Source organism: Akkermansia sp. RCC_12PD (assembly GCF_036417355.1).
Lineage (GTDB): Bacteria > Verrucomicrobiota > Verrucomicrobiia > Verrucomicrobiales > Akkermansiaceae > Akkermansia.
This window is the reverse complement of sequence record NZ_CP143889.1, coordinates 2,869,779-2,895,147: the sequence shown is the minus strand read 5'-3', so window position 1 is coordinate 2,895,147 and position 25,369 is coordinate 2,869,779. Positions and strand designations below refer to the sequence as shown.

Below are 25,369 nucleotides of genomic sequence, written 5' to 3'. Positions count from 1 at the left end.
ATGAAGGAAAAGGACTCCAACACTCCGGCTTCATCCGCCTCCCGGCCCGCTCCGGGATTTCGCGGACTGTTTTCCGCCGTTCTGCGCCGGGAAAGACGCCGGGCGCTGGCCGCCGCCTGCTCCCTGTGGGGGATGGCGGTCATCCTGGCATGCGGCCTGTATGTCCTGGCCGACGTTTATTCCCCCTTGGAGAATAAGACGCGGGAATGGGCCTCCCCCGTTCTGGCGCTCCTGCTGCTGGTTCTGCTGGCCGCACTGCTGGCGCATGCGTGGCGCAGGAATCCGGCGGACCTGGCGCGCAAGGCGGATTCCGCCAATCATGACGCCCGTCAAACCGTGCTTTCCTTCTGGGAAATGAGCCGGAGCCCTCTTGCGCCGGAGTCTTCCGGCCATTCCCTGGGAGCCTGGCTGATGGGGGAAACGGAACGCGCCGCCCGTTCCAGGCTGGAGCAATACGCGCAGAACGACCGCCTGTGGCGCCTGTTGAAAAGAAAATCCGTATGGGGCCTGCTTTTGCTGCTGGCCCTGTGCGCGGCGCTGGTTTCATGGAACCGGGACGCGGCCGGAGTGCTGTACGGCAGGCTGTGCACCCCGTGGGAGGACATACCGCCCCTTTCCCCCTACCGTTTTGAACTGGTGGACTCCCCTTCTTCCGTCGTGTACGGTGAGGACGCCCTGATGCAGGTGCGCGTCACGGGGGCTCCGCTGACTTCTCCCGTGGAAATATGGGTCAGGCCGGACGGCCATCCCGTCCAGAAGCTGGCCGCGTTCCGCGACCAGTCCGGCATTTGGGCCAGAAGGCTGGAAAAACTGACGGCTCCGTGCCGGATCGCCTTCGCCACTGCCGGCGGAAAGGCCAGGAGCGAATGGTATCCGCTGGAAATCAACTACCAGCCCAAGGTGGCGGGCGGCTCCGTGATCGTGTCTCCGCCGGAATATACCGGTCTGCCGCCCGTGGAATATCCCCTGAACGGCCAGGATGTGACGGTGATTGACGGCGGCACGGCGGATTTCATTCTGGAAAGCAATCGTCCTCTGATGTCCGGAAAAGCCGTCTTTACGCCGGACAGGAAGGACCTGAAGGCGCAAACCGTGCAGGGAGTCCTTCTGCCGGACGGCCGCATTTCCTTCCCCCTCCGCGTGCGCCAGTCAGGGACGGCGTCCATCCAGATGACGGATTACCGCGGGACCGGGATGGCGCGGCCTCTGGAAAACCGCGTCAGGGTGAATGCGGACGCCCGTCCGTCCGTGGTTATTCATGCCCCCGCTCCGGTTTCCGTGGCCCTGGAAGACGTGGTGATTCCCTTCCATGCGGAGGTGCAGGACGACTACGGCGTCACCCGTGTGGCGTGGGTCAGGAGCGTGAGCGGCTCCCGCGCGCGTTCGCTTGAAATGCCGGTACCGGAAGCGTCCAAAAAGTCCCTGTTCCTGGCGGAACAGCTTTCCCTGCCGGCGCTGGGGGCCAGGGCCGGGGATGTGCTCCAGTTGTCCGTGGAGGCCCGCGACGCCAATCCCTACCTGCTGAACATGACGGTTTCAGAACCTGTCACGGTACATGTCATTAGTGAGGAACAGTACCGGGAAATGCTCCGCATCAGGACGGGCGTGGATGAGTTCGTCAACAAATACCGCCTTTTGGCCCAGTCCATTGACGATCTGGTCCGGGAATTGGACAGGGCGAAGAAAGCCAATCCGTCCGGACTGAGCCGGGAAGAAGCCGTCCAATTGAAGGAAAAGCACGCGGAAGTCAGAAAACTGGCGGAAAAGATGGCGAAGGATTTTCCTATTTTCGACACGGACGGAAAACTGTCGGAAACGGCTTCCTCCCTGGCCGGAATCATTGCGAAGAATGAGGAAGACCTTTCCGGAGAACTTCCCGGCACTCAGGAATCCACCCAGGAGTTTTTCCGGACCATGCGCGACAGGCTGCGCGCTCCGCAGGAGGAAACGGCCCGGCAGAGCGGAGAAGCGGAAATGGCCGCAAAAGTCATGCAGGGGTACGGCCTGATCATGGAATTCCGCCGTCTGGCGGATTCCCAGAAGGAGACGGCGACCATGCTGGGGCGCTTTTTGTCCGAACGGAAGGAGGGCCGTCCCGTGACGAGGGAGCAGTTGAAGGCTCTGGGCGAGTCCCAGAAAGAAATACTGGCTTTGTACTGGCTCTGGCACAGCAGGGCTCCCGCCGTCATTTCCGCCATTCCGGAGGAAGCGGAGGAATTCAAGCGGGAGATGGCCGGCTTCATCCAGGCATGCCTTCAGACAGGCATTGCGGAACTCATGGAGGAGAGCGCTTCCGCCTGTTACGCGGGCAAGCCCGCGGCAGCGGCGGACAGGGCGCAGAGAGCCTGGGAAATCATGATGAAGCTGCTGGGGGAAAACTCCGCCGCATCGTCAGGAGCATGCTCCGTAAGCGGTATGAGCCGGGAATGCGCCGGAGCCATGCAGCAGCTTTTGAATTCCATGCTGAGCAGAAGGCAGGGAAGAGGCGGATTTGGGAGCGGACAGGGGGATGGCGGGGACGGCCTGATGAATGGAGTCCCCATGTTCGGCCCCCAGAGGGAGAAGTTCCAGCAGCCCCGCCCGTCCCGGGAAGGAGCGGGCGAGGGTCCGCAGAAGGGGGAAGGCGGAGACGGGACCGCAACGAACGGCCGGCATTCCTCTTCCGGCCATAAGGATGAAGAAGCCGGGCGGAAACAGGAAAAAACGCCGGGGGACGGCCTGGGCAGTCCGGCCATGCAGCAGGTGCCCGGCCTTTACCGGGATGCCGTCAGGCAATACTTTGAACAACACAGGCAAAACGAGCCAAAACAATGAAAACGACCCTTAAACGAATGATGACGGCGGTTCTTGCCGCGCTGTTCCTGTATCCGGCGGAAAGCCGTGGAAAGGAAGGCGTGGTTCAGTGCGGCAACCTGATTTATGCGGGTACGCAGACTTCCCGCTGTTTCAGTGACGAATTCCTGTCCACCGTCCAGCAGAAAACCAGCATTTCTACCAGCAGGCGGTTCCGGGCCGTACGGCTGGACAATGAGGAACTGTTCCGCTTCCCCTTTGTGGTAATGACCGGGGAGGGGGACTTCGTCCTTACGGCACGGGAACGGGAAAACCTGAAAAAATATGTCCAGTCGGGCGGCTTCCTGCTGGCCTCCGCCGGGTGCTCCAATGCCGCCTGGGACGCTTCCTTCCGCAGGGAGATGCGCACCATCTTCGGAGAAGCCGTTCTCAAGCCCGTGTCCATGCGCCATCCTGTTTTTTCAACCGTCTTCAACATCAAGCAGTTGGAGGCGGGAAAACAGGCCGCGAAAGGCCATCTGGAAGGAGTCACGCTGAATGACAAGCTGGTCATCATTTATTCCGCGGACGGCCTCAACGACAGCCGCCATTCCAAGGGGTGCTGCTGCTGCGGGGGCAGCGAATTGGGAAACGCCCTTGAAATCAACGCCAATATTCTGGCTTACGCCCTTCTGCGCTGATGAAGCCCTTCCTGTTCCATTTCCTGTGCCTGTCCATGTTCCTTGGCCTGAACGCCGGGGGAGCCGTTCTGACGGAAGAGCAGCTGATAGCGGCGGAACAGCCGTCCGCGCTGGTCAAGTCTCTGGAAAAGGAGGGGAAGGACCCGCGCCCGGACCTGGTGGCCATGCTGAAAAGCCAGCGCCTGGCCGTTCGGAGCAAGGCACTGGATGCGCTGGAGGATATGGCGGGGAACGACTTCGGCTTTGACCCCTGGACGGACCCGGACAAGGCCGACCCCGGCCCCCTCCTGTCCTGGGAAGCGTGGCTGAAACAGCCTTCCCGGGCCGAAAACGGGGGAAGGGAACAGGACGATACCCGCCTGTATTCCATGATCCTGACGGGAACGGAAAAGGCGAGGGAAAGTGCCTGCCGGGCTCTTCTCTCCCGCAAGCGGCAGGCGCTGGAATTCCTGACGGGATATCTGGAAAAGCATCCGGACCTGGATGCGGATACGGAACGGGCCATCCGTCAGGCGCGTTTCCGGATACAACTGGATGAAATGACGCCGGACGCCTCCCTGCTGGCGCGCAAACTGGCCGGCAGCCACCGGAACGACATCATCGACGCTCTGGAAGCTCTCCGCAAGAAGCCCGTTTCCACCTTGCCCGTCATTCACGAATTTCTGGACCACCGCGATCCGCTCGTCCGGGAAGTGGCGGTGGACGTATTCCTGCAGAATGGAGAAAAGAGCGCCGTGGACCACATCGTTCCCTTCCTGGAACGGGAAACGGATGAAAATGTGCTGCAAATCGCGTTCCGGAGGGCCAGCGACAATGAAGAGTCCCTGCCGGGGTTGGAGAAGCTGCTGATCAGGCATGCCACTTCGGAATCGGAAGACCTGTGCCTGGCCGCCTTGAAGTCCCTGTCGGAAATCGAAAAGCTCCAAACGGCCATTGATCCCGAACAGCTTTTGAAATTGTTCCGGCACCCGGAATGGAGAATCCGCCATCAGGCCCTGCTGTATGCCGGAAAACACAGGATCGTCCAGCCTCCCCTGGACGGGAAGCTGGGAGAAATACGCGCGGCGGCGGTCAGGAGCGGCGTTGTCCGGCCCTCTTCTGCGGAACTCCTGTATCCGCGCGTGGTGGAAATGTTCCGGGATGAAGACGAATCCGTGCGCGCAGCGGCGTTTCTAGTGGCGGCGCGGATGAAAAGTGCCGCACTGGCTCCGGCTCTGGAACAGCTTGCATTCGACATGCCGGACATGGTCCCCGTCATCCTGTATGCCATGATGGCCGGAAATGCGGAGCTGAGCCCCGCCATGCAGGCCATGCTCAAGAGAATGCCCGCGGAAAAGGTGAACGTACTGGTCCGTCAGGAAGACCAGTGGGATAACATGCTGACGGCTTCTGAACTCAATGATACGGCCAGACTCGTCATCCGGTGCCTTCTGGAACATCCGGACCCGGAGGTGAAAAGCATTCTGGCTGTCATGGAGGCGGGCCGCCTGGATGAAGATTCTTCCCCTGAGGCCTGGAGATTTGTGCTGGACCGGCTGAAAGATTCCTCCGTTCCCCTTGAAACAAAGGAGAAAATGGTTTCTGCCATGTCCCTCACCTACGGGGAAATCAGCAAATTGTGCAAACTGGTCATTCTCGGTGATATCAAGGTTGATCCCAATGACTCCTGGGAGACTCAAAAAATCAAAAAACTTAAAAAAATACAGTCTTTCGGAGTGGAACTGGTGAATATCCTGAGAGAATTTTCCACGCTGGAGGATGAGGAATATTCCGGTTTGAAGAACAAATGTATCCGGAGCCTGCTGCAATACGGGGATGAGGAAGCGTTCCGCAGTGTTTTGTCTTCCTACCGCACCCTGTCCCAGGAGATGCGGTTTGAAATTGCCTACAGGGTAAATAATGAAAAGGATTTCCTGTTCAGGAACCTGCCTCTCGTGAAGCTGGTGGCGCAGGATGAGGACCCGGAAGTCCGCGAACGCATGAAGTCATTTTTTGAAAAGGTCTGTGAATATTATTCTTCCAGCAAAAGGGAAGAATCCAGAGGAAGGAAGCTCACCATCCTGAATAATTCCCGGAGGAACGCGGAGATGCAGGCATTTCTGGACGAAGTGTTCACGCAAAAGTACGGCGACCAGTACTGGACGTATTTCCTCAGGAATTTCCTGGGCAGTTACGAGATTTCCAGGCTGTTTGAAAGGATTCCGCCGGACAAGTATTCCATCTTTTTCCCGCGGAAGTACATACGCGGCGTGGCGGATGATCCCGCCCGTTCTCCATGGCAGCGGGCTTCTGCGGAATTCGCCCTGTTCCTGCAGGAGTATCCCCATGCCGTTTTCCCTCCCGCCGGAGTTGATGAAAACCCGGTTCTCGCGTCCCTCAGGACTTTTCCGCAGGGCATCCGGGAGATTCCGGAATGGATCGTTCAGACCCTTTCCTCTCCCGACCCCATGGTCAGATGCAACGCCATCACCCTGCTGATGCCGTTAAGCGGGATCAAAATGGCGCTCAGGTCGCCTGAGGGGGAACTTCTGGAAGGGGATTTCCCCGCGCTGAGGCGGCTTTACGAGAAATCCTACCTGGGCGGCAGGAAGGCGGAAAAGTCATCCCTCCTTCCGGATGTGCTGGCCTCCCTTTCCCGGCTGGCCGTCAAGGACCCGGATCTTCGCGTACGGGTTTACGCCTCCCTGGCACAACTGGTGGTTTCGCGCAAGTGCGATGTGGACGCCTTTTGTGCGATACTGGGGGAGGTTTCCCGGAAGAATGAGGAATTGGAGGAACAGGGCCGGTATAACAATGAATGGGACAAGCTTCTCGATTATTTCCAGAATGTGTTTACGGACCGTTTACAGAGTCGCGAATATGAAATGTACGAGAACTTTAGCGGTGGAGGCACCATGTTTGCCTTTGAACCGCCGGATCCTCTCCCCGGCAAGGGCAAGCTGACGGAAGAGGAACGCCGGTTGTTCGTCCGCGTCTCCACCGAGGTGCTGAAGGACATGTACTGGTCTTCCTCCCTGACGGGCAAGTACGGAGCCGCGGCCGTTCCGGCGGTCATGAGCTTTGCGTCCATGATGCAGGGCAGGGAAAAAGCCGCGCCGGCGGCGGAGACGGATTCCGTTGCGGTCCGGGAGACGGCCGGGACACATCCCCCCGATCCGAATGCGCCGTTCCTGGTCGTTTTCTTTGAGAAAAGTGGCTGCGACGAATGCGCCAGGGTCATGCGGGACCTGGAAAGCCTGCGCCGGGAATATCCCGCCATGCAGTTGGAGACCTATTCCATCACGGATGACCGGGGAACGGAGTTCAACGCCCTGCTGTCTTCACGGTTCAGGATTCCCCAGCGGGACAGACTGATCGCCCCGTCCGTATTCGGAGCGGCAGGGGGGCTGATGCGCGACCGCCTGACCTCCGGCAACCTGAAGGCCCTGCTGGAAGATTCGAGAAGGCAGCCGGAAAGCGGCATCCGTCCGGATGGGACCAGGCCCGCGTGGGCCATGATGGAGCGGGAAGACATGAAACAGGCCGGGAAGGAGGTGCGGAACACGTATGAAAGCCTTTCCCTGGGCGTGGTGCTGCTGGGCGGCCTGATAGACGGCGTCAACCCGTGCGCGTTCGCCACCCTGATTTTCTTCCTGTCCTATCTGCAGATTGCGCGGCGCTCCCCGCGGGAGCTGCTGCTGACGGGCGGCAGCTTCGTTCTTTCCGTTTATCTGACGTATTTCGCTATTGGTCTGGCGTTTCATGAACTCATCGGGCAGTTGCAGGCGTGGTCTTCCCTGAAGATGGTCATGGACGTCCTGTTCTCCCTGCTGGCCCTGCTTGCGGCGGTCCTTTCCTTCCGGGATGCGTGGCTGGCCCGCCGGGGACGGCTGGCGGACATGTCGCTGACTTTGCCGGATTTCCTGAAGAAGCGCATCCGCCGGACGGCCAGGGAGCAGAGCAAGTCCGCCCGCTTCATCGTGGCGGCGTTCGTTGCCGGGATCGTCATTTCCGCGCTGGAACTGGCCTGCACCGGGCAGGTGTACGCCCCCATCATTTACCAGATCAGGCAGGGGAGTTCGTCCGCCGTGGGCATGCTGGCCCTGTACAACCTGGCATTCATCCTGCCCCTGCTGCTTATTTTCTTCCTGGCCTACCGGGGAATGAAGGCGGAGTCCCTGATCCGCTACCAGCAGAAGCACGCCTTTTTGGTGAAGATGCTGCTGGGCGTCCTCTTCCTGTGCCTGGCGGCCATTATCGTCTGGGGTGCGGTGCGCTGACGCGGTTCTTCTTTAACCGCGTGGAGCTCCGCCTGCCATGCGGCAATCTGGGCTGGCGCCGCAGGGCGTTTTTTCCTGGCCTGTTGCTGGCTCCCGTTTCCGTCCGCGTTGGGGAGGGATTTAAAGACCCATTTGCGGGTGTTCCATGATTTTCAGCACCGCAAGGGCATGCGGCATTTCCTGAACATGGAGAGTCGGCCCGTGCCATACGGTATAAGAGCATGAGGAAGGCGGAACCCGGAAAGTCCGGATTCCGCCTGATGAATGGATGGAACGGGAGCGTTCCGGGGCTTTATTCCCCGCAGCCGCCGTCCTTGTAGCCGCAGGAGCGGCAGGATTTGCACTTGCCGTCCTGGACGTAGGCCAGGGAATGGCATTGCGGGCAGAGGGAGGCTCCGTTGAGCATGGTGCCTTCCGGCGCTTTTCCGGCGGGAATTTCCGGCAGGACCGGATTCTGCTTGTGGGCCGGCGTAGTAATGATGCGGGGAGGCAGCACGCTTACCGTGGTGTCCGGACTTTGCCCGGGCAGGCTGACGCTGGGGATGGAGAATACGTCCCGCAGGCGGTAGCCGTTGCTTTCCGGGAAGAGCCACGCCAGAATTTTGGCGATGAGGTCAACCACGGACGCGCAGGAGCGGATTTCCGTGCAGGTGTCCGCATCCGTGTCGTCCCCCACGCGGCAGAAGCCGGAGGGCTCGAAGGAGTAGTTGCGGAAGCCCTTCACCACTTCCTTGAGGGGTACGCCGAACTGAAGGGCCGTGGAAAGGAGCTTGCAGTACGCTTCAAACATGCCGGAGGCAAAGGAGCCTACCTGGCCCAGACGTCCGAAGACTTCCCCGCAGGTGCCGTCCGCATAGACGCCCACCGTCAGGTAGCCCGTGAGCTGGCCGCCCACGGAGAATTTCACGGTCTGGCCCAGGCGGCGGCCGGGCAGTTTGCGCTGGCGCGGCTTGGACGCCTCCGCGATGATCTCGTCAATCGCTTCCGATCCGGCTCCCACGAGCTGTTCCCAGACGTGGTTGGCCTTGAACATGCGCGTTTCCGGCGTGTCCACCACATACACGGCATTTGCCTTGGACCCGGCCCGGAAGATGGCGATGCACTTGACGCCGAGTTCATGGGACATGATCAGGGAGTCGTAAATATCCTGCACGGTGGCGGAGACGGGCATGTTCACCGTCTTGGAGCACGCGCCGGAAATGAAGGGCTGGAGAGCGCCCAGCATCAGCACGTGCCCGGCCGGGGTAATGGAGCGCACGCCGTTGCCGTTGGTGGCGGCGCAGTCGAAGACGGCCAGGTCTTTCTTGTCCAGCCACGGGATGGATTCGATATGGGCCGCGCCGTTCACGACGGTGAGCTCGTCCGCAGTCAGCACGGACATGTTGGCCGGATTGCTGATGTAAGCCACCTTTTCCTGAATTTCACTGCGGGATTCCGTGCCGGAGAGGAGGCGGCGCCACGCCAGGCGCACGGGGCCCGCCTGGTCGTTGCAGGGGTCGATGATGATCTGGTTGACGACGGAGTCCATGTTCCCCTGGAAGGCGGAAATCAGGCCGTCCAGGCCGGCCACTTCCAGAGCGGCCTCATTGACGAAGTCTTCCGGATAACCCAGGGAGCGCAGGCCCTCCAGGGCCAGGCGGTTGAACATTTTCAGGGAGCCGCCGCCCGCAAGCTGCTTCCATTTCACCAGCGTGTAGTCCGGTTCGATGGAGGTGGTGCCTTCGTCATAACAGCCCAGGGGGGCGGAAATGGTGCCCGTGGGGGCCATGACGGAAACGAAGGCGTTGCGGTGCGCGGTGGCCTTGGCCGCCCTGGCCCACATGGCGGAGGCGGCTTCCGCCAGTTTGGCGGCGGGGGCGATGCGCTCCTTGTTCATCTGGGTGGGCGCCTTGAAGCTCTTGAGATAGGCATGCAGGGCGTAGGAGGCGGTCAGCCCCTGCGCTTCCGGCAGGACTCCTCCGGCATTGGCGATGATGTTGTCGATCATGTCGTCCAGGGCCTTGGCGTCCTTCTGGGCGGGCAGGGCGACGGCCAGCTTCTGGGCCGCATGGTGCAGGCGCAGCACGGCCAGCAGGTCCTTCTTGCTGGCGGGGTACTCCACATAGGAACCCAGTTCCGCGCCCATTTCCGCGGAAGCCGTCCAGCAGGCCGCCGTCAGCGCGCTGCAAAGCTGGGAGGCGATCCAGCGGCCTTCGTCAGAGTCGTACGGCACGCCCAGGGCCATCAGCGAGCCGCCCACGTTGGCGAAGCCGATGCCGGTGGTGCGGTACTTGTACGTTCCTTCCGCGATTTCTTCAATCGGGAAGCCGCCTCGTTCCACGTTCAGGTCAGCACAGACCATTGCCAGGCGCGCGGCGTGGGTCAGGGCATCCGCGTCAAAGACGGGCTTGCCGTCATCGCCCTTTGTCAGGAAGCGGTAGGCGTTGAAGGAGGAAAGGTTGCAGCTCGTGTTGTTCAGGAAGACGTATTCGGAACAGGGGTTGGACGTGGTGATGGAGCCGATGGATTTGACCGGGTTCCAGAGGTTGATCACGTCGTTGTTGTGCACGCCGGGCTCCCCGTTTTCCCAGATGGATTTGGCCATGGCTTCCAGCAGTTCCTGGGCCCGGAAGGTCTGTTCAATGTGGGCGGGGTTCGTGACCCAGCGCGTGTAGGTGTTGCCGTTGTTGGCCAGCGCCTGCCAGAAGTCCCCCTTTACGGAAACGGAGTGGTTCGCGTTCTGGTGGGAAAGCGTTTCCCCGTACAGCAGGGCGTCCATGTGGGGGTCAAAGCTGTTTTTGGTAGCCAGGGGCAGGGAAAGGATGACGCGGGCGGCGGCCTTTTCCGCAGGGGTGCCGGCCACCAGCTTGGTTTCCGCAATTTGCTTGAGTTCCACATGCACGTTGTGCTCCCGCAGGATCACCTTGGCGATGTCTTCCTGGCGGTTTTTCGTGTTGATGAATTCGAAAATGTCCGGGTGGTCGCTGAACATCAGCACCATGCGGGCGGCGCGGCGCGTCTTGCCCCCGGATTTGATGGCGCCTGCCATGCGGTCCCAGCCGCGGTCAAAGGAGATGGGGCCGGAGGAACGGCCCTTGCCGCTGATGGGCTCCTTGGAGGAGCGGAGGGTGGAAAGGTTGATGCCCACGCCGGACCCCGACGCGAAGATGCGGCCTTCCGTGGTCAGGTGGTCCAGAATGTCCTCCATGCTGTCTCCCACTTCCGTCAGGAAGCAGGCGGAGCACTGCGGATATTCATAGGTGGACTGCACCGTGTAGGTTTTCAGATTGTTCTTGGAGCCCTTGGCGTGGTAGGCCTTGTTGCCGTGGCCGGTATAGTTTTCACGCAGGTCCGGGCGCCCCCAGCGCCACTGCTCCCAGTGGCCGATGTTGAACCAGACGGGGGAGTTGGGAGCCCAGATCTGCTGGACGAGCATGGCCTTTATTTCCTCATTGAAGATTTCCGCGTCCTCCAGCGTGGCGAAGTAGCCTTCCTCCCAGCCCCAGACGGTGTAGGTGTTGGAAATGCGGTCGTAAATGTTGCGGAAACTGTCTTCGTATTCCAGGGAGCCCGGCTCGCTGCCGAACAGGTATTTGTCCGCTGTGATTTTCACGGCGTTGTCGTCCCAGTGGGCCGGGGCTTCCAGGCCCAGGCGCTCATAAATGGTTTTTCCGGTTTTCCAGTCCATGATGCGGACGTCGCGCCGCGCCCAGTCCACTTCATCGTAGGGATGAACCTCGTTATGGGAAAATCTTCTGGTGAACTTCAGGCCGCCCAGCAGGTCCTTCCTGGGGGGAAGGATGATTTCCTGTCCGGTGCGTAATTTGAGCGTAATTTGCGAGTTGTCAGTAGTCATGGTTTGCGAAGTGAAAGGTACTGAGGGCGTTGCTTCGTCGCGGTGTTGGGGGCGGCGCGTAACGTTTGCATTATCTACTGAAAAAAAATCGCGATGAAAAGGAAATATTGTACGGATATTTTTAATGTATACCACATATGGTAGTATTGGCGTTGTTTCCAAGGGATTTCCGTCCGGTCTTGCGGACATTTTTTTTGTCTTCCGAATTCAACTTTTTTTGCTTGACGGGAATGCTCTTCCGTGGACGTTTTTTCTTCTTTTCCCCTGCTTCCTTTCATCATGAAAGAGCTATGAAACGGCAGCGGTTCCGGACGGCGGAATTTCCGGCGAACAGCTGGCGGGAGTGCTTTTTTACGTGGAAGGCGGATGAGGGGGGGGGGCCAACTCCGGAAAAGGAAGATTATTTCTTGAATGTTGTTAATGAGATGAATATAGTATTATCTAACATGAACTACCCTGTAATTTTTCTCCTGTTCTGCTGGGGAGTTGCCGATTCCGGCGTTGCTCTGCCGGAACCCTTTCCCGAAGCCCGCGGTCCTGTTTACAGATGTGGCGTCACTCCTCAGGGAAGGAGCCGCGGGACGCGGCTTTCGCGGGAATGGAAAAATCCTGGCCGGCTCGGAACCGGAACGGCGGAAGGAAAAGAGGGCGGCCAATGGCTTCATGACCCTTTTTCCCGGGATTCCGGCATGGCGTGCGTACGGTACCAATGGAGCTATAGAAGCGGTCGCTTGATGAAGGTTCCCCACGCACTTGCGGTGCCGGATTTTTGTTGTTCCGGCAAATTGCCTTGTGTCGTGGATCGTGAAGAACTGGAAGATGCCTTGGAAGATACGCTCGTTGTTGCGGAAAATCCTCTTCCGGAGGAAGGCCATTCCCATATTTTTCTTTACCGTGGAAAGGTTTGCCATTCCCTGGATGAGATTGGGAAGAATACCGGAGCCTTGTCCATCCGGTTTGTTGTTTTCTCTCCGGATGTGACCAGTGAGGAACAGGATTCCATTCTTGCGGCGTGTTTTGGCGTAAGGGATTTTTATGTAGTGAAAGACATGTTCAGCGCTGACTGGCGGCAGGCTCAGGGGGAAGACATTTTCCTTTCCGGCGTCTGTCAGGAAGAAACCGTTGTGTTCATGGACGGATTGGGGCCCGTTCCCATTTCCTTTTTCATGGCGCCGGATTGGGCGATCGGCGAAGACTGGAACGGGAAGAAATTTTCCCAGCCTCCGGCCGGGGGCAAACGGACGGACCCCGGACGTCCGGAAAATGAACCTTGATGAATGGAAGGATAGACATTATTTTAACGGCATGAGACTGGCTTCTCTCATTTGTGTGGCCGGCGCCGTGGGCTGTGCGCCGTGCATGGCCGCAGAGCCTACGCATCAGGAACAGGCCGCCGTGGAAAAGACCCGGCAGGATGCTCCGCGCGATGTCGCGGTCCAGTGCATAGCTCCGGTGCCCGGACTTCCGGTTCCCATGGATTTGACGCAGGCGGACGGCATCCGTCTGAATGCCCTGGACCTGACCGTTTCCCTGAAGCAGCACCAGACTTTACTGATTTACACCTGCGCTTTGGACATTTCCAAAGGCATCAAGGGGAAGACGATTCCCGTGGGAGTTCCGTTCCGGTACAGTCCCCCTGACGAAAAGACCAACGCCGCCAGTCCGGAGCCCATACGCAATCTTCCCTTCACCAAGGCGGTGCTGGATGCCGTGGCGTCCGTGGACGATTTGAAGTGCGATTCCTCCCTTACCGAGGGACGCCACCAGCAGGCGGACGCGCCCACCATGGCTCCCGTGGCCGGCATTGCCCACTGGCTGGTGGCCCAGGTTCCCAACAAGCCGGGAACGCACGTGCTGACTTTTCAGTTTTCCGTGCCTTACACGCAGGATATCAGCATCACCCCCGGAGAGAAAGTCAGGATGGGGGAACCGCGCCTGACCTTGCTTACCTCCCCCCTCATGACGTGGACGGGAGGGACGCCCAGGGCAGTGGTGAACGTGTACAGCTCCGAGATGACCAACCAGTCCGTGAAGCTGGATCCTTCCGCCGATGCCAAGTCCATCGTCACGACGCCCCAGGGCGTTTATACCTGGTCCCTGCTGGGGGCGGATGGCCGCCCGTACGCGCCCTCCATGGTGCTGACCCCCGGCCCCGGCTGGACACTGGACAAGGATGGCCATGTCACCATCCGCGGGGAGAAGGGTTCCCTGACGGACCAGTACGACATTACGGCCAGTTCCACCCTGGAAAAGGACCCCTACGGCAATCCCTGCTCTCCGGACAACCTGAAGCACGGCCAGGGATACTGGGCGGAGGGCGTTTCCGGAGACGGGCAGGGGGAAACCCTGGAGGTGAAGCTTAAGAATCCGGGCCGTTTGCTGGGGATCATGCTGGAATCCGGAATTTCCCCGGTAACGTTGCCGGAAAACGATACGGAGGCTCGCCGCCATCCGAATATTGCGTATTCCATGTTCGGCCGTCCTAAAAGCGTCCAGGTAATTCTGAACGGGGAGTACACTTTTGACGCCACCCTGCGGGACGACTGGACGCCGCAGATTGTCATTCCCCCCTATTACAAGGCTCCCGTGCATACCATCAGGATCAGGATAGATTCCATTTATCCCGGGACGGGCACGGCGGATACCTATCTGGGCGTGCTCAAGCCGATCGTGAGATAGGGGCGGCTGGTTTGCGGAGATTTTCCCTTATTTATTCATCTCAATCCGGGACGGATGAAAGGGCCGTCCTGTCCACAGAGAGGACCGTCAGCAGAATTCCCGTATCCGTGTAATGGATGCGCAGGGAGGCTTTTCCGGCGAGCGAGGTTTTCAACGGGGAATCACGGTATATTTCAGCGTCAAAAACGCGGCCTTCCGGCAGGTTGAAGAAAGTTCCCCCGGCAGTCTTTTTAAGGCCGTCCGCCAGGATGATCCGGTCGCCCGGTTCCGGGACATAGAAAAATTCGGGGTACAGGGAAACGTTTTTCTCCAGTTCCAGCCCTCCCTCCGCCTTTATTTTGGGAGACGCATTTTTGCCGTCCAGATGAACGACAAGACGGGAATTCCGGCGGAAAACGGTTTTGCCGGAGATGGACAGGCTCCCGGAAGGACCGAGAGCGACTTGCCCTTTCACGTCCATTCCCCCCTGGAGGGTGACGGGGGCGTTGAAGAGAAACGTGGAGTCCACGAGTGTTCCGCTGCCGCAGCGGAGGATCAGGCTGCCTTTTCCATGTACGGGGCCGTTGGCATACAAGGAGGAATAGGGTTCAAACAGAGTCCAGGTAACGTCTTCGCCTTCAAGCGCCATCTTCGCGTCAAAGATCAGATCCATTCTTTCCAGTGCGGCGATTCCGCTCCGTATGGCCAGCGTTTTATTCCTGCCTTGCAGGTGGAAGAATTTCCCTTTCCCGACGGTGAGGGAATCCACGACGGCGTCGCGATCCAGAAGCAGGCTGCTTGTCCTTTCCCTGTTGAACCAGACGTTGGCTCCGTCCGGGGGCGCCAGCCGGGCGATTTTCCTGCCGGAAGGCAGGACGGTTTCCCATTGGCGGTCGCTCCATTTTCCGTCGGGCGCGGTCCGGTAGGAATCGGGCAGGGAGTAAACCCGCACATAGTCCACGTTCATGGCCGTTGGGCTTTTGTCCCTGCTGCCGTAGCCGTTTGCGGGGATGTCGCCTGCCCAGTTTTTATCCCGGATTTCCGAACTCAGGATGATGTATTCCGGAATGCAGGACAGGGCTTCCTGCGTTTTCCAGACTTCCTTTCCGTCCATATAGAACGTGTATCCTCCGGCCGTCCGGAGTACGCCGTAGGTGTGATAGCCTTCCAGAAGTCCGGTTTTGTGCTGTTTTGCCGCCGATTTGTGGTGTTCCCCGTAGCCGTGGTAGTGGATGGCCTGGTTGGTTTCATATCCGTTGGAGGGGTTGGGCCTGTATTCCACAATGTCTATTTCCGTACCGTATTTACCCGTGTTGCCCACAGTGGAAATGGTGTCGCTCTGGAGCCAGAAGGCGGACCACATGCCGGAGGAAGCATTCCTGTCTCCGGCAAATTCAATGGAAGCCTCGTAAAAGCCGTATGTCCGGTTCAGGCTCTTCTTTTTTGTGGCGATCATTCCGGTATGATGTTTTCCGTTTTCCGTATAAGTGCGGATGCTCAGAATTCCATTGCCCGTGGAAATGGCTTCCGGAGTGTTCAACGCATTGTGGCGCGGCCCGGTCTGGCGGTAGGACCACTTTTCCATGTCAAGGGACGAGCCGTCAAATTCATCATTCCATGAAAGGGCGTAGCCGGAGGGGAGGGACACGGAAGCCTGCGCTGCAGGGGGATGGGGAGGGGCGCCCAGAAAAAGGTGAAGAAGGAAGTAAAAGACCGCCTCGGCGGGAAGAAACAGGAAGAGGTATGGGATCATATGGAAGGCTGGGCGGTTCAAGTTTGCGGGGATGTTTTTTCCACATAAGTTTTTCAGCTCCGGAACAGGGCTCCCCCCGTGCGCCCCATGGGATAATGGCGGAAGGGCAGTGTGAGCAGGTACATCAGGATCAGGGCCGGAATTTGCATCCACAGCAGGTACCAGGGCCATGCCCCCAGCAGGTCCAGCACGGACCCGGAGGCGGGAGTGGAAACCGTGAAGCCGTAATTGGTGCCCAGGAATTTGTTGACGGGATGCACCGCGGCCAGATACAGGTTGGCGAACAGCAGAGCCCACAGGAAGTCCCACCGCGCCGGCTTCCATTGCAGGGCCAGGGGCAGGTAAAGGGCTGCAATGACCGTAACGCCGTGGGAAAGGAAGAAGGCAAAGTACGTCCATGAAGGGAAGTCGTGGGCCACGGAAGGCGTCACCAGCCCCTGAAGAGTGGCGCACAGCACGCAGTAGTATACGATGGAGCGCAGAATGCGGGAAGGTATCCAGAGGCTCAGGGCGCACGCCACCTGCATCACGGAGCAGAAGTGAAGGGGCAGCATCCACTCCCAGGATTTGTCCGGCTCGTCGGCAAGCAGGGCGATCAGGTCCGGAACCAGGCTCAACAGGCATGCGGTCCCCAGCCAGAACGCCGTGCGGTTTCTGACGGATTTTTTGTAGGATTGCCCCAGTTCCACAATGCACAGCCCCGCCACCAGCAGAACGGCCAGGGCCGTCCAATGGGACACTCCTCCAAATTCCAGTGGCGGCAAGCTGTTCATTCAATAACTACCATAACAGATACGGGGCGGCCAAGGCAACCGCGAAAACGCGGAATTCGGATGGAAAGGTTCAGTCTTGCAAATTCGACTTTCGCGGGCATACTTGCCTCCGTGATGAGGCAGGGAGCGTTTATAGTGATCAGCGGGCTGCTGCTGGCCGCACTGGCCGGTTGCGACGATTCCAATGACAGGCGTTCCCGCTATGCGGAGAAGAAGCCCGCCCCGCGCCCGCTGGAGCGGAATTTTGACCCTCCCAGGCAGGTATTGCCGCCTTCCGCCCCCAAAAAGAAGGAGCCGGCATGGATGGTTTACAAGGGGGAGGATATGCGGCAGTTGACGGAACTTTCCGGCCGCAGGGTGCTGATTGTCTTTTACGCCCCGTGGAGTTCCCAGGCCATGGAATACGTCCAGGCGGTCAAATCCTATGCCGAGGCGCAGGACGGGAAGGCCTTTGCCGTGTTGATTGACGCGGACGCGCATCCGGAGCTGGCACGCAAGTACCATTTGGAGGCGGTTCCGCTGACGGTTCTGTATCTGGAAGGAATGAAACTCCGTGAAATGGTGGGCGGCGTTTCCGCAGCCCGTTTGGACCAATTGATTGAACAGACCGTGCGGGTGGAATAAGTGCATTCCCCGGTTCCCTGCACGGTATAGGCGCGATTTGGAAAAAAGCGTCGGTTCCCCGTTGCTTTCATGTAGAGGGCGGTTCCTTTTTTGCCGTTTATTCCGTGGATGGGGAATCGGAGCCTTGTTAAAGAGGCGGTGCGAAGGCCGGAGCTTCCGGACCGTCCGCCCCCGTTTCATTCGGCACGGCATGGAAGGCGGCCACACCTGCCGGCAGCGGGACGCCGGGATGAAAGAGGCATGGCCGCCTTTATCCGTGTTCAAGTGCAGGGAAATTAAAAGGAGATGTTGATGCTTTCCCCTGCTTTCATGACCACATCTTTTTTCCTGCCCCGGTGCATGAAACGGAATTTGCCGGGACGGGAGGCTTTGGCCGTGGCCTTGATGCCCCCGTCTTTCCAGGACAGGTCTACCGTAAGCCCTCCGCGAGCGTGGAGTCCCGTGGCCGAACCCTCCGTCCATGAATCGGCCAGGGCCGGGGCGAGCATAATCACACGGTAGCCTTGCTGTTCAATCTGGCTCTGGATCAGACATTGGGCCAGGCCGGAAGTCATGCCGAAGTTGCCGTCGATCTGGTAAGGGGGGTGCATGTCGAACAGGTTGGGGCTGATGTATTTTTTCAATTGCGTGTAGATGCGTTCCTCCGCGTCGTTGCCGCAGCCGAGCGTGGCGTACATGTTGATCAGCCACGCGGTGCTCCAGCCGGTGCATATGCCGCTTTTTCCGGTAAAGCTGCGGCGGTAGTCCACGGATTTCTTGACGGCGGCGGCGTATTCAGGGGTGTTGAGCACATCCCATTCATTTCCCGGGAACAGGCCGTACAGGTGGCTGATGTGGCGATGCCCCTTCTGGACTTCCTCAAAGGGTTCCTGCCATTCCCGGATGCGGCCGTCCTCCCCGATGGCCGGCTGGGGGATGTGCGGCAGGAACTGGAGGGCTTTTGCCAGTACTGGCGTATTGATTCCGAGTTCCCGGCACGCGGCAATGTAGTTGCGCAGGGATTCCCTGCCGAGCAGGAGATCATGGGAACAGCCGTTGGAGACGGAAAGGTTGATTTTTTTTCCTGTCTCGTCCAGGACTCTGAAGATGTTTTCCGGAGAAGTTCCCGGACCGGAGATATAGCGCCCTTTCCCGTCTTTCTGGAACCAGGACATGATGAACCGGGCGTTGGATTCCAGAATGGGAATGGATTTTTTCAGGAACGCCTTGTCCCCCGTAAAGCGGTAGCTGTCCATCAGGTGGGCGCAGGCCCATGCCCCGTTCATCAGGCTGGCCGAGTATTCGGGTACGTTCCCGACATAGTAGGTTTCCTTCCAGCAGTCCACGTTGTGGGCAAAACAAAAGCCGTCAAGTTTCAGGAAGCGGGCGAATTTTTCACCGGTGGGCTGAAGGCTGACCACGAATTCAAGGAAGGGGCGGTGGTATTCCCCCAGTCCGGTCACGTCGGCCGGCCACTGGTTCATCTGGCAGTTGATGTTCAGGAAGAAGCACCCTTTCCAGGCGGCGTTGAGATCCGGGTTCCACAGTCCTTGCAGGCCGCAGGGCAGCGCGCCTGGGCGCGTGTTGGCAATGATGCAGTAGCGGCCGAACTGGAAAAGCTGTTCAATCAGGTCCGGGTCCTTGCCTCCCTGCCTGACCAGCTGGAGGCGTTCGGGGGTCGTTTTTTGAGCGGTTTCGGCGGGCGTGTCTCCAATGTCCACCTGGCAGCGCATCATGCGTTCGGAAAAGTATTTGGCCGTTTCCTGTTCCAGCTTTTTCCATCCTGCCCTGGAAGCGGCGTCCAGAATGTTCCGGTTGAGGGTTCCCAGGTCGTTTTTCAGCGGGCTGTCCGGTTTCCGGCTGTTGTAGTCGGTTTTAGTGGAGGAGAGGACGAGCAGTTCCTTGCAGTTGTCTATCCTGAGAATGCCGCCGTCCAGGGAAACGCGTCCCTCGATGGCCTGCACTCTGACGGCATTTTCAAAGCGGGTACCTCCGTTGTGGCCCTGGCCTTTGAGAATCCATCCGTCCCTGGTTGGAGTGATTTCTGATTTTTTATCCGGATGGCGCAGGGAGAGGGTAACGGTGCAGCCCTTGGGAAGGGAGCAGGCCATGCGGTAGGCGATGCAATCGGAATATGGAGCGGCGACCAGTTCCGTTTTCAGTGCCCCGTCCGCAAAATGTACGTCCATTTGGGCCTTCCCGTGTTTCATGTCCAGCTTTCTGGAGAAAGAAGTGGAAGGGGGCAGATCCTGCCACTGGACGTCAAGCAGGCCGCCCTGCTGGTAGCTGCCGGAGGAGGATTTGTTTGACAGGACTTTGCTGCGGAAAGTTTCGTCCGCCTTTTTATAATCCCCGCGGGCGCACAATTCCCTGGCCTCTTTCAGGCCTTCCGCCGCGCCCTCCCTGGGGACAATGCTGGACTTGGCAAAGATGCTTTCTTCATTGAGGACGAGAATTTCCTTGGGGAATTCTCCATAGGAAAGGGCTCCCAGCCTGCCGTTTCCGACTCCGTAGCCCTGTGTCCAGATGGTTGCGGACTCGTGGGCGGTCACTTCCATGGGGGCCGGGACTGCCTGGGCGTGGAGGGCGGCCGATGCAAGGAGGATAGGGAGTAATGGAGTTTGTTTCATGTACGGTGCATCATAATTGGACCAGACCGGCATGCAAGATAGAAAAAACGGCGTCTATCTTCGGGAAGCGGGGAAAACCTGATCCATTTTTTTCTGCGTAACATGCTGATTTTCAGATTTTATTTCTTTTTAAGAAAATGGTGGAATTTACAAATTCCGGAAATGAAAAAGGACGGAGCGGATGAGCCGCTCCGTCCGGATGGAAGATCCCGGAGACCCATTAGCCGGCCTTGCCGGAGAACAGGTTTTTCACCCACTCCCGGTAGCGCTGGAACATGGAATACAGAGCCGGAATGAATAGAATGCCCACGATTGTGGCCAGGATCATTCCATAGAAGGTGGTGATGCCGATGGCCTTGCGGCTTTCCGCTCCCGCCCCGGAGGCGATCACCATCGGGAACACACCGATGATGAAGGAGATGGCCGTCATCATCACGGCGCGGAAACGCTGCCGGGCTCCTTCCAGGGCCGCCTGCTGGATGGGGACGCCGTGTTCGCGCTCCGCCTTGGAGAACTCCACCATCAGGATGGCGTTCTTCCCGGCCAAGCCTACGAGCATGACCAGCCCGAGCTGGGCGTAAATGCTCAGGGGCGTGTTGCAGATCAGCAAGCCGAGCAGGGCGCCCAGAAGAGCCACGGATACGGAGACAATCACGGAGATGGGAACCGTCCAGCTTTCATACTGGGCTACCAGGAACAGGTAGCCGAAGAGCAGGGCCAGGCCCATCAGCAGGACGATCTTTCCGTCGTTCTGGCGCTCCTGGTAGCTCATGTCCGTCCAGGTGATGGAGTAGTTTTCCGGCAGGGGAATGGCTTCAATCTGGTTCATCAGGTCCCCGCTGCTGGTTCCCGGCCTAGTCTGCACGGTCACTTCCGCAGACATGAGCTGGTTGAACCGCGCGATCTGGCGGGGCCCCACCATGTACGACAAGGTGGCCACGGAGCTGAGCGGCACCATCTGGCCCTGATCGTTCTGGATGTAGGTGTTCATGATGTCGTTGATGGTGGTGCGGTCCTCCGGTGCGGACTGCATTTTCACCTTGAACGTGTAGCCGATCAGGTTGAAGTCATTGATGTACATGGAGGCCAGCTTGCTCTGAAGCGTGGTGAAAATACGGTTGACAGGCACGTGCATGCTCTGCGCCTTTTCACGGTCAATGTTCAGGAAAAGCTGGGGCGTGTTCGCCTCATAGGAGCTGCGCGGGAACAGGGCTCCCGGGAGTTTTTCAATCTGGTCGATCAGTTTTTCCAGCTCACGCTCCAGATCCTTTGGGGTTTCATTCCCGCTGGCCTGGAGCATGAAGGAGACGCCGCCGGTCAGGCCTAGCCCCATGATGGCCGGCGGGCTGAAGACGGTGGCCTTGGCCGCGGGAATCTCATCGCACAGGTTGGAGGCCTGATGGATAATGGAATCCACGGAGAGTTCCGGAGTCTTGCGTTTGTCCCAGGAATCAAGCTGGGCGATGCACATGCCCAGGTTTTCCCCGTTCCCACCCATGAAGCTGAAGCCGGAGGTGGAGGAAACCTGGCGCACGCCGGGGATGCCCATGAGCTTTTGTTCCGCACTGCGCAGGGCCTGTTCCGTACGGCCCAGGGTGGCGCCGGGCGCAAGCTGGATGTCGCAAAAGACGGTGCCTTTGTCTTCCTTGGGCAGGAAGGATTTGGGAACGGTTTCAAACAGTTTCCAGTTGGCGGCGAAGACTGCGGCCAGGAGAATCAGGGTGAGCCACGCGCGGCGCACCATGACGCCGGCGCACTTGATGTAGCTCTGGCGAGCCCATTCCAGCGTGGCGTTGAAAGGCCGGAAAAGATTGAACCTTTTCTGCTTCTTGCCCTTCCTGTTCTTCAGCAGCAGAGCGCACAGGGCGGGGCTGAGCGTCAGGGAGTTTACGGCGGAAAGGCAGAGTGCCACGCACATGGTTACGGAGAACTGCATGTAGATGTTGCCCACCATGCCGCCGAAGAAGGCGATGGGGACGTAAATGGCCACCGTTACCAGCGTGGTGGCGATGATGGCGCCCGTAATCTGGTGCATGCTCTTTTTGGTGGCCTCTTCCGGGGGCAGGTCCTCCGTCTCCAGAATGCGCATGGTGTTTTCCACCACGATGATCCCGTCGTCCACCAGGGAGCCGATCACCAGAATCAGGCCGAACATGGTCAGCACGTTGATGGAGAAACCCAGCGGGTACAGGATGGCGAATGTGCCGATCAGGGAAACGGGAATGGCCAGGGCCGGAATGAGGGTGGCGCGCCAGTCCTGCAGGAAGAGGTAGGTGATGCCCACCACCAGGATGAGGGCGATGACGAGCGTTTCCACGATTTCCGCCATGGTGGCGGAAATATACTGCGTGGGGTCGTAGCTCACCTCATAGGAAACGCCGGGAGGGAAGCGCTTGGAAAGCTCCTGCAGGGCGTCCTTCACCCCGGTCATGGCTTCCATGGCGTTGGCGTCGTCAAGGCGATACACGGCCATGTTCACGGAGTCTTCCCCGTTGTTGCGGCTGCTGCCCGAATAGGTTTCCGCACCCAGTTCGATTCTGGCGATGTCGTCCAGGCGGGTGACATGGCCGTCCTGACCTGTGCGGACAATGATCTTGCTGAATTCTTCCACCGTCTTCAGGCGCCCGGTAACGTTCACCTTGTATTGGATGAAGTTGTTTTCCCCTTCGGAACCGATGGAACCGGCGGCAGCCTGAACATTCTGCGCCTTGATGGCGTTGGAAACGTCATCGGGCGTGATGTTCAGGGCGGACATACGCAGGGCGTCCAGCCAGATGCGCATGCTGTAGTTTTTTTCCGGCATCAGGTTGATGGCGGAAATGCCCGGCACGCGGGCGATTTCGTCCTTCACCCTGGATTTGACGAAGTTGTTCAGCTCCAGGGAACTCATGTTGGTGGAGCGGAAGGCGAAGAAGCCCAGGATGTCCGAGGAACGCTTCCTGATCTTGATGCCCTGGTCCGTCACTTCCTTGGGCAGCTTGTATTCCACCCGTTTGAGTGCGTTCTGGACGTTCACCATGTTGATGTCCGAGTCCGTGCCGCTCTTGAACGTCAGGGACAGGGAATAGCCGCCGGTGTTGTCCGACTTGGAGGAGAAATAGATCAGGTTTTCCAGGCCGTTGAGTTCCTCCTCAATGGGGGAGGCCAGGGTTTCCATCACCACCTGGGCGCTGGCTCCCGTATAGGTGGCCTGCACATTGATGCTGGTGGGGGCGATTTCCGGATATTCCGCCACAGGCAGCTTTTCCAGGCAAAGCAGCCCGGCCAGCACCATCAGGATGGCGATGACAATGGCGAATTTGGGACGTTTGATAAACAGGTCCGCAATCATGGAAATATCAGTTTTGAGTGGAATACACGGGGTTCACCTTGGCACCGGGACGCACCTTGTGCATGCCGTCGATGATGATGACTTCCCCTTCCTTGACGCCGGAGCTGAAACATTGTTCGTTGTTGACCGTGTTGCCCAGCGTGACGTCCCGGCGTTCCACCACGCCCTGGTCGTTTACGACGTAAACATAGCTCTTGTAGGCGTCATGCATGACGGAGGAGATGTTCACGGCCGGGAATCGGTCCACATTCTTCTTGGAGAGATTGACGGTCACCACGCCGCCGGGAGTCAGCATATCCTCCTGGTTGGGGAATTTGGCCCAGACATTCAGCGTGTCCGTGGTAGTCTGGACGGTGTTGTCCGTCATGAACACCTTGCCCGGATGGGCATAGGCCTTGCCATTGGCCAGGGTCAGGGTGACGATGGCCTCCTTCTTCATGTCATCCTGGGTGCCGAACAGGGAAAGGAAGTCGCGTTCGCTGATGGGGAACTTCACGTATACTTCCTCAATGCCTGTGATGGTCACCAGGGAGCCGGAAGTAGGGGTGATGTAGTTGCCCGTGGAAAACGTGACCCTGCCCGTGCGGCCCGTGATGGGAGCCATGATTCTGGTGTAATTCAGGTCATCCTTGGCCACGATGATGGAGGCGTCTGCTGACTGTATTTCCGCTTCCAGGGCGTGCATGGTGCTTTTGGCGTTTTCCACCGTGTCCATGGAGACGGATTTGGAGGCGAGCAGCTTGTTATAGCGTTCAAAACTGTTCTTGGCGTAAAGGAGCTTGGCTTCCAGCTGCGCTTTTTTGGCCTCGGCTTCTTCCACGGCGGCCTTGTAGCGCGTGTCTTCTATCTCAAAAAGGAGGTCGCCTTGCTTGACTACGTTCCCTTCCCGGAACCTTGTGGCCACAATGTTGCCGGAAACGCGAGGCTGCACGGTAACCCGGTCGATGGATTCCACCTGGCCTATGTATTTCTTGTTCACCGCGCTGTCGATCGTGCTGGCCTTCTGGACGAGCACGGTACTGGGTTTGGCGGGAGCCCCCGGCATTCCCTGGGAGTAACCCGGCATCATGAGGCTGAAAAGCAGTCCGGAGCCGGCCAGCAGGCGGAGCGGAATTTTCCGTTCATGCGTGTGTGTGTTCATATGGTATTACTTGGTATAAACGTGGGTGTAAAGGGTGTCCACAATGCGGCAGAAATCTTCCTGGTCCTGATCGGAAAGGATGCCGAACAGGGAATCCAGGCGCTTCTTCATGCCGTTGTAAAGCAGCTGGAATCTGGATTCTCCCTCCTCGGAAAGGCGAATGCAGAGGGAACGCCTGTCGCGCGGGTTTTCCTTGCGGTCGAACAGGCCTTTCTTCACCATGCTGTCCACCAGCAGAGACGTGGAGGGAACGCTCATGCGGAGGTGGTGGGCCAGCGTCTTCAGCGGTATGCCCTCATGGCGGTTGGTCATGAGCCTGTTGAGAGCCCCAAGGGCGTTCATCTGGCGGACGGAGAGCCCCATGATTTTCTGGTAATGGTTCTCGTCCACCTCGTTCAGATTGTCCCTTTTGAACTGGTAGAGAATGGTTTCAAACTTGTGGACGGAGGTGGTAATATCTATGGCAGGTTGGATCATATGGCTTTTATGTCAAATGCAGTGAATAGTTGTCAAACTAAAATAAATAATGCAGGGAAGTTGTTATTATTTTGAAATAAATAGAAAGTTAAAATGATAAATCTCTTCAATGATAAACACAGCCGACCGTTTCCGGTTGCAAAAATAAACTTTTTTTCTTGTCAGAATATTTTCAGGCGTATATAAACCCCACGTCCTCACCGCAAGGCAGGGGACGGCAGTCAAGGTTATGGAGCGGTAGCTCAGTTCGGTTAGAGCGCCAGCCTGTCACGCTGGAGGTCGCGGGTTCGAGCCCCGTCCGCTTCGCCACCTTGCATTGCAGAAACAACCGCCTCCGGGCGGTTTTTTTGTGCCCGATTTGCCGGAGGCGGCATGGGTCATCTCTGCGGTAGTTGTCCCTGTCTTTTCAGGAAAAGGAACGGAACGGACCGTTCCC

Annotated in this window: 13 protein-coding genes and 1 tRNA gene; 7 read left to right on the top strand and 7 right to left on the bottom strand. The window is 58.7% G+C overall.

Annotated features, from left to right (window positions below; translation table 11 throughout):
* From V3C20_RS12210 to V3C20_RS12200, 3 genes are read left to right on the top strand one after another with little or no spacing between them, the layout of a single operon-like run.
* Positions 1-2,814, top strand: a complete 2,814-nt coding sequence (locus V3C20_RS12210; RefSeq protein ID WP_130082685.1) for a hypothetical protein — start codon at positions 1-3, stop codon at positions 2,812-2,814.
* Complete coding sequence (locus tag V3C20_RS12205) at positions 2,811-3,473, top strand: DUF4159 domain-containing protein (RefSeq protein ID WP_067571849.1); 663 nt, start codon at positions 2,811-2,813, stop codon at positions 3,471-3,473. The genes V3C20_RS12210 and V3C20_RS12205 overlap by 4 nt, the downstream gene beginning before the upstream one ends.
* Positions 3,473-7,732 carry a cytochrome c biogenesis protein CcdA gene (locus tag V3C20_RS12200; protein ID WP_130082686.1) on the top strand — a complete coding sequence of 1,420 codons (4,260 nt, stop codon included), beginning with the start codon at positions 3,473-3,475 and terminating at the stop codon, positions 7,730-7,732. Before V3C20_RS12205 ends, V3C20_RS12200 begins: the two co-directional genes overlap by 1 nt.
* 292 nt (positions 7,733-8,024) lie before the next feature.
* Here V3C20_RS12200 and V3C20_RS12195 read toward each other — a convergent pair whose 3' ends face one another.
* Positions 8,025-11,567: an adenosylcobalamin-dependent ribonucleoside-diphosphate reductase gene (locus V3C20_RS12195; protein WP_130082687.1), complete on the bottom strand. Its 3,543-nt coding sequence runs from the start codon at positions 11,565-11,567 to the stop codon at positions 8,025-8,027.
* A gap of 446 nt (positions 11,568-12,013) precedes the next feature.
* Between V3C20_RS12195 and V3C20_RS12190 the strand changes: the two genes are divergently transcribed.
* Together V3C20_RS12190 and V3C20_RS12185 are read left to right on the top strand one after the other, a co-directional pair.
* Positions 12,014-12,841: a hypothetical protein gene (locus tag V3C20_RS12190; protein ID WP_130082688.1), complete on the top strand. Its 828-nt coding sequence runs from the start codon at positions 12,014-12,016 to the stop codon at positions 12,839-12,841.
* Between the two features lie 31 nt (positions 12,842-12,872).
* Entirely contained in the window at positions 12,873-14,246 is a 1,374-nt protein-coding gene (locus tag V3C20_RS12185) for a hypothetical protein (protein WP_130082689.1), read from the top strand.
* 40 nt (positions 14,247-14,286) lie between these two features.
* Here the strand turns inward: V3C20_RS12185 and V3C20_RS12180 are convergent, their stop codons facing one another.
* Together V3C20_RS12180 and V3C20_RS12175 are read right to left on the bottom strand one after the other, a co-directional pair.
* Positions 14,287-15,978, bottom strand: a complete 1,692-nt coding sequence (locus tag V3C20_RS12180) for a glycoside hydrolase family 16 protein (RefSeq protein ID WP_161981261.1) — start codon at positions 15,976-15,978, stop codon at positions 14,287-14,289.
* 53 nt (positions 15,979-16,031) lie between these two features.
* The gene (locus V3C20_RS12175; protein WP_130082691.1) at positions 16,032-16,751 is read right to left on the bottom strand and encodes a TIGR02206 family membrane protein; all 720 of its coding nucleotides are present in this window, start codon (positions 16,749-16,751) and stop codon (positions 16,032-16,034) included.
* A 114-nt stretch (positions 16,752-16,865) separates the two neighbouring features.
* Here V3C20_RS12175 and V3C20_RS12170 point away from each other — a divergent pair, with 114 nt between their 5' ends.
* Positions 16,866-17,375, top strand: coding sequence for a thioredoxin domain-containing protein (locus V3C20_RS12170; protein WP_238623753.1), 510 nt, complete (start codon positions 16,866-16,868; stop codon positions 17,373-17,375).
* A 275-nt stretch (positions 17,376-17,650) separates the two neighbouring features.
* Here V3C20_RS12170 and V3C20_RS12165 read toward each other — a convergent pair whose 3' ends face one another.
* The 4 genes from V3C20_RS12165 to V3C20_RS12150 form a co-directional block, all read right to left on the bottom strand.
* Positions 17,651-19,984 (bottom strand): glycoside hydrolase N-terminal domain-containing protein, encoded by a 2,334-nt coding sequence (locus V3C20_RS12165; RefSeq protein ID WP_161981263.1) that lies wholly within the window; start codon positions 19,982-19,984, stop codon positions 17,651-17,653.
* Positions 19,985-20,204: 220 nt separating this feature from the next.
* A complete protein-coding gene (locus tag V3C20_RS12160) occupies positions 20,205-23,315 on the bottom strand; it encodes an efflux RND transporter permease subunit (RefSeq protein ID WP_130082694.1) in 3,111 nt (1,036 codons plus the stop codon).
* Between the two features lie 7 nt (positions 23,316-23,322).
* Entirely contained in the window at positions 23,323-24,456 is a 1,134-nt protein-coding gene (locus V3C20_RS12155; RefSeq protein ID WP_130082695.1) for an efflux RND transporter periplasmic adaptor subunit, read from the bottom strand.
* 6 nt (positions 24,457-24,462) lie between these two features.
* Complete coding sequence (locus V3C20_RS12150; protein WP_130082696.1) at positions 24,463-24,933, bottom strand: MarR family transcriptional regulator; 471 nt, start codon at positions 24,931-24,933, stop codon at positions 24,463-24,465.
* Positions 24,934-25,164: 231 nt separating this feature from the next.
* Here V3C20_RS12150 and V3C20_RS12145 point away from each other — a divergent pair.
* Positions 25,165-25,242: transfer RNA gene (locus tag V3C20_RS12145), tRNA-Asp, on the top strand.
* Positions 25,243-25,369 lie beyond the last annotated feature (127 nt).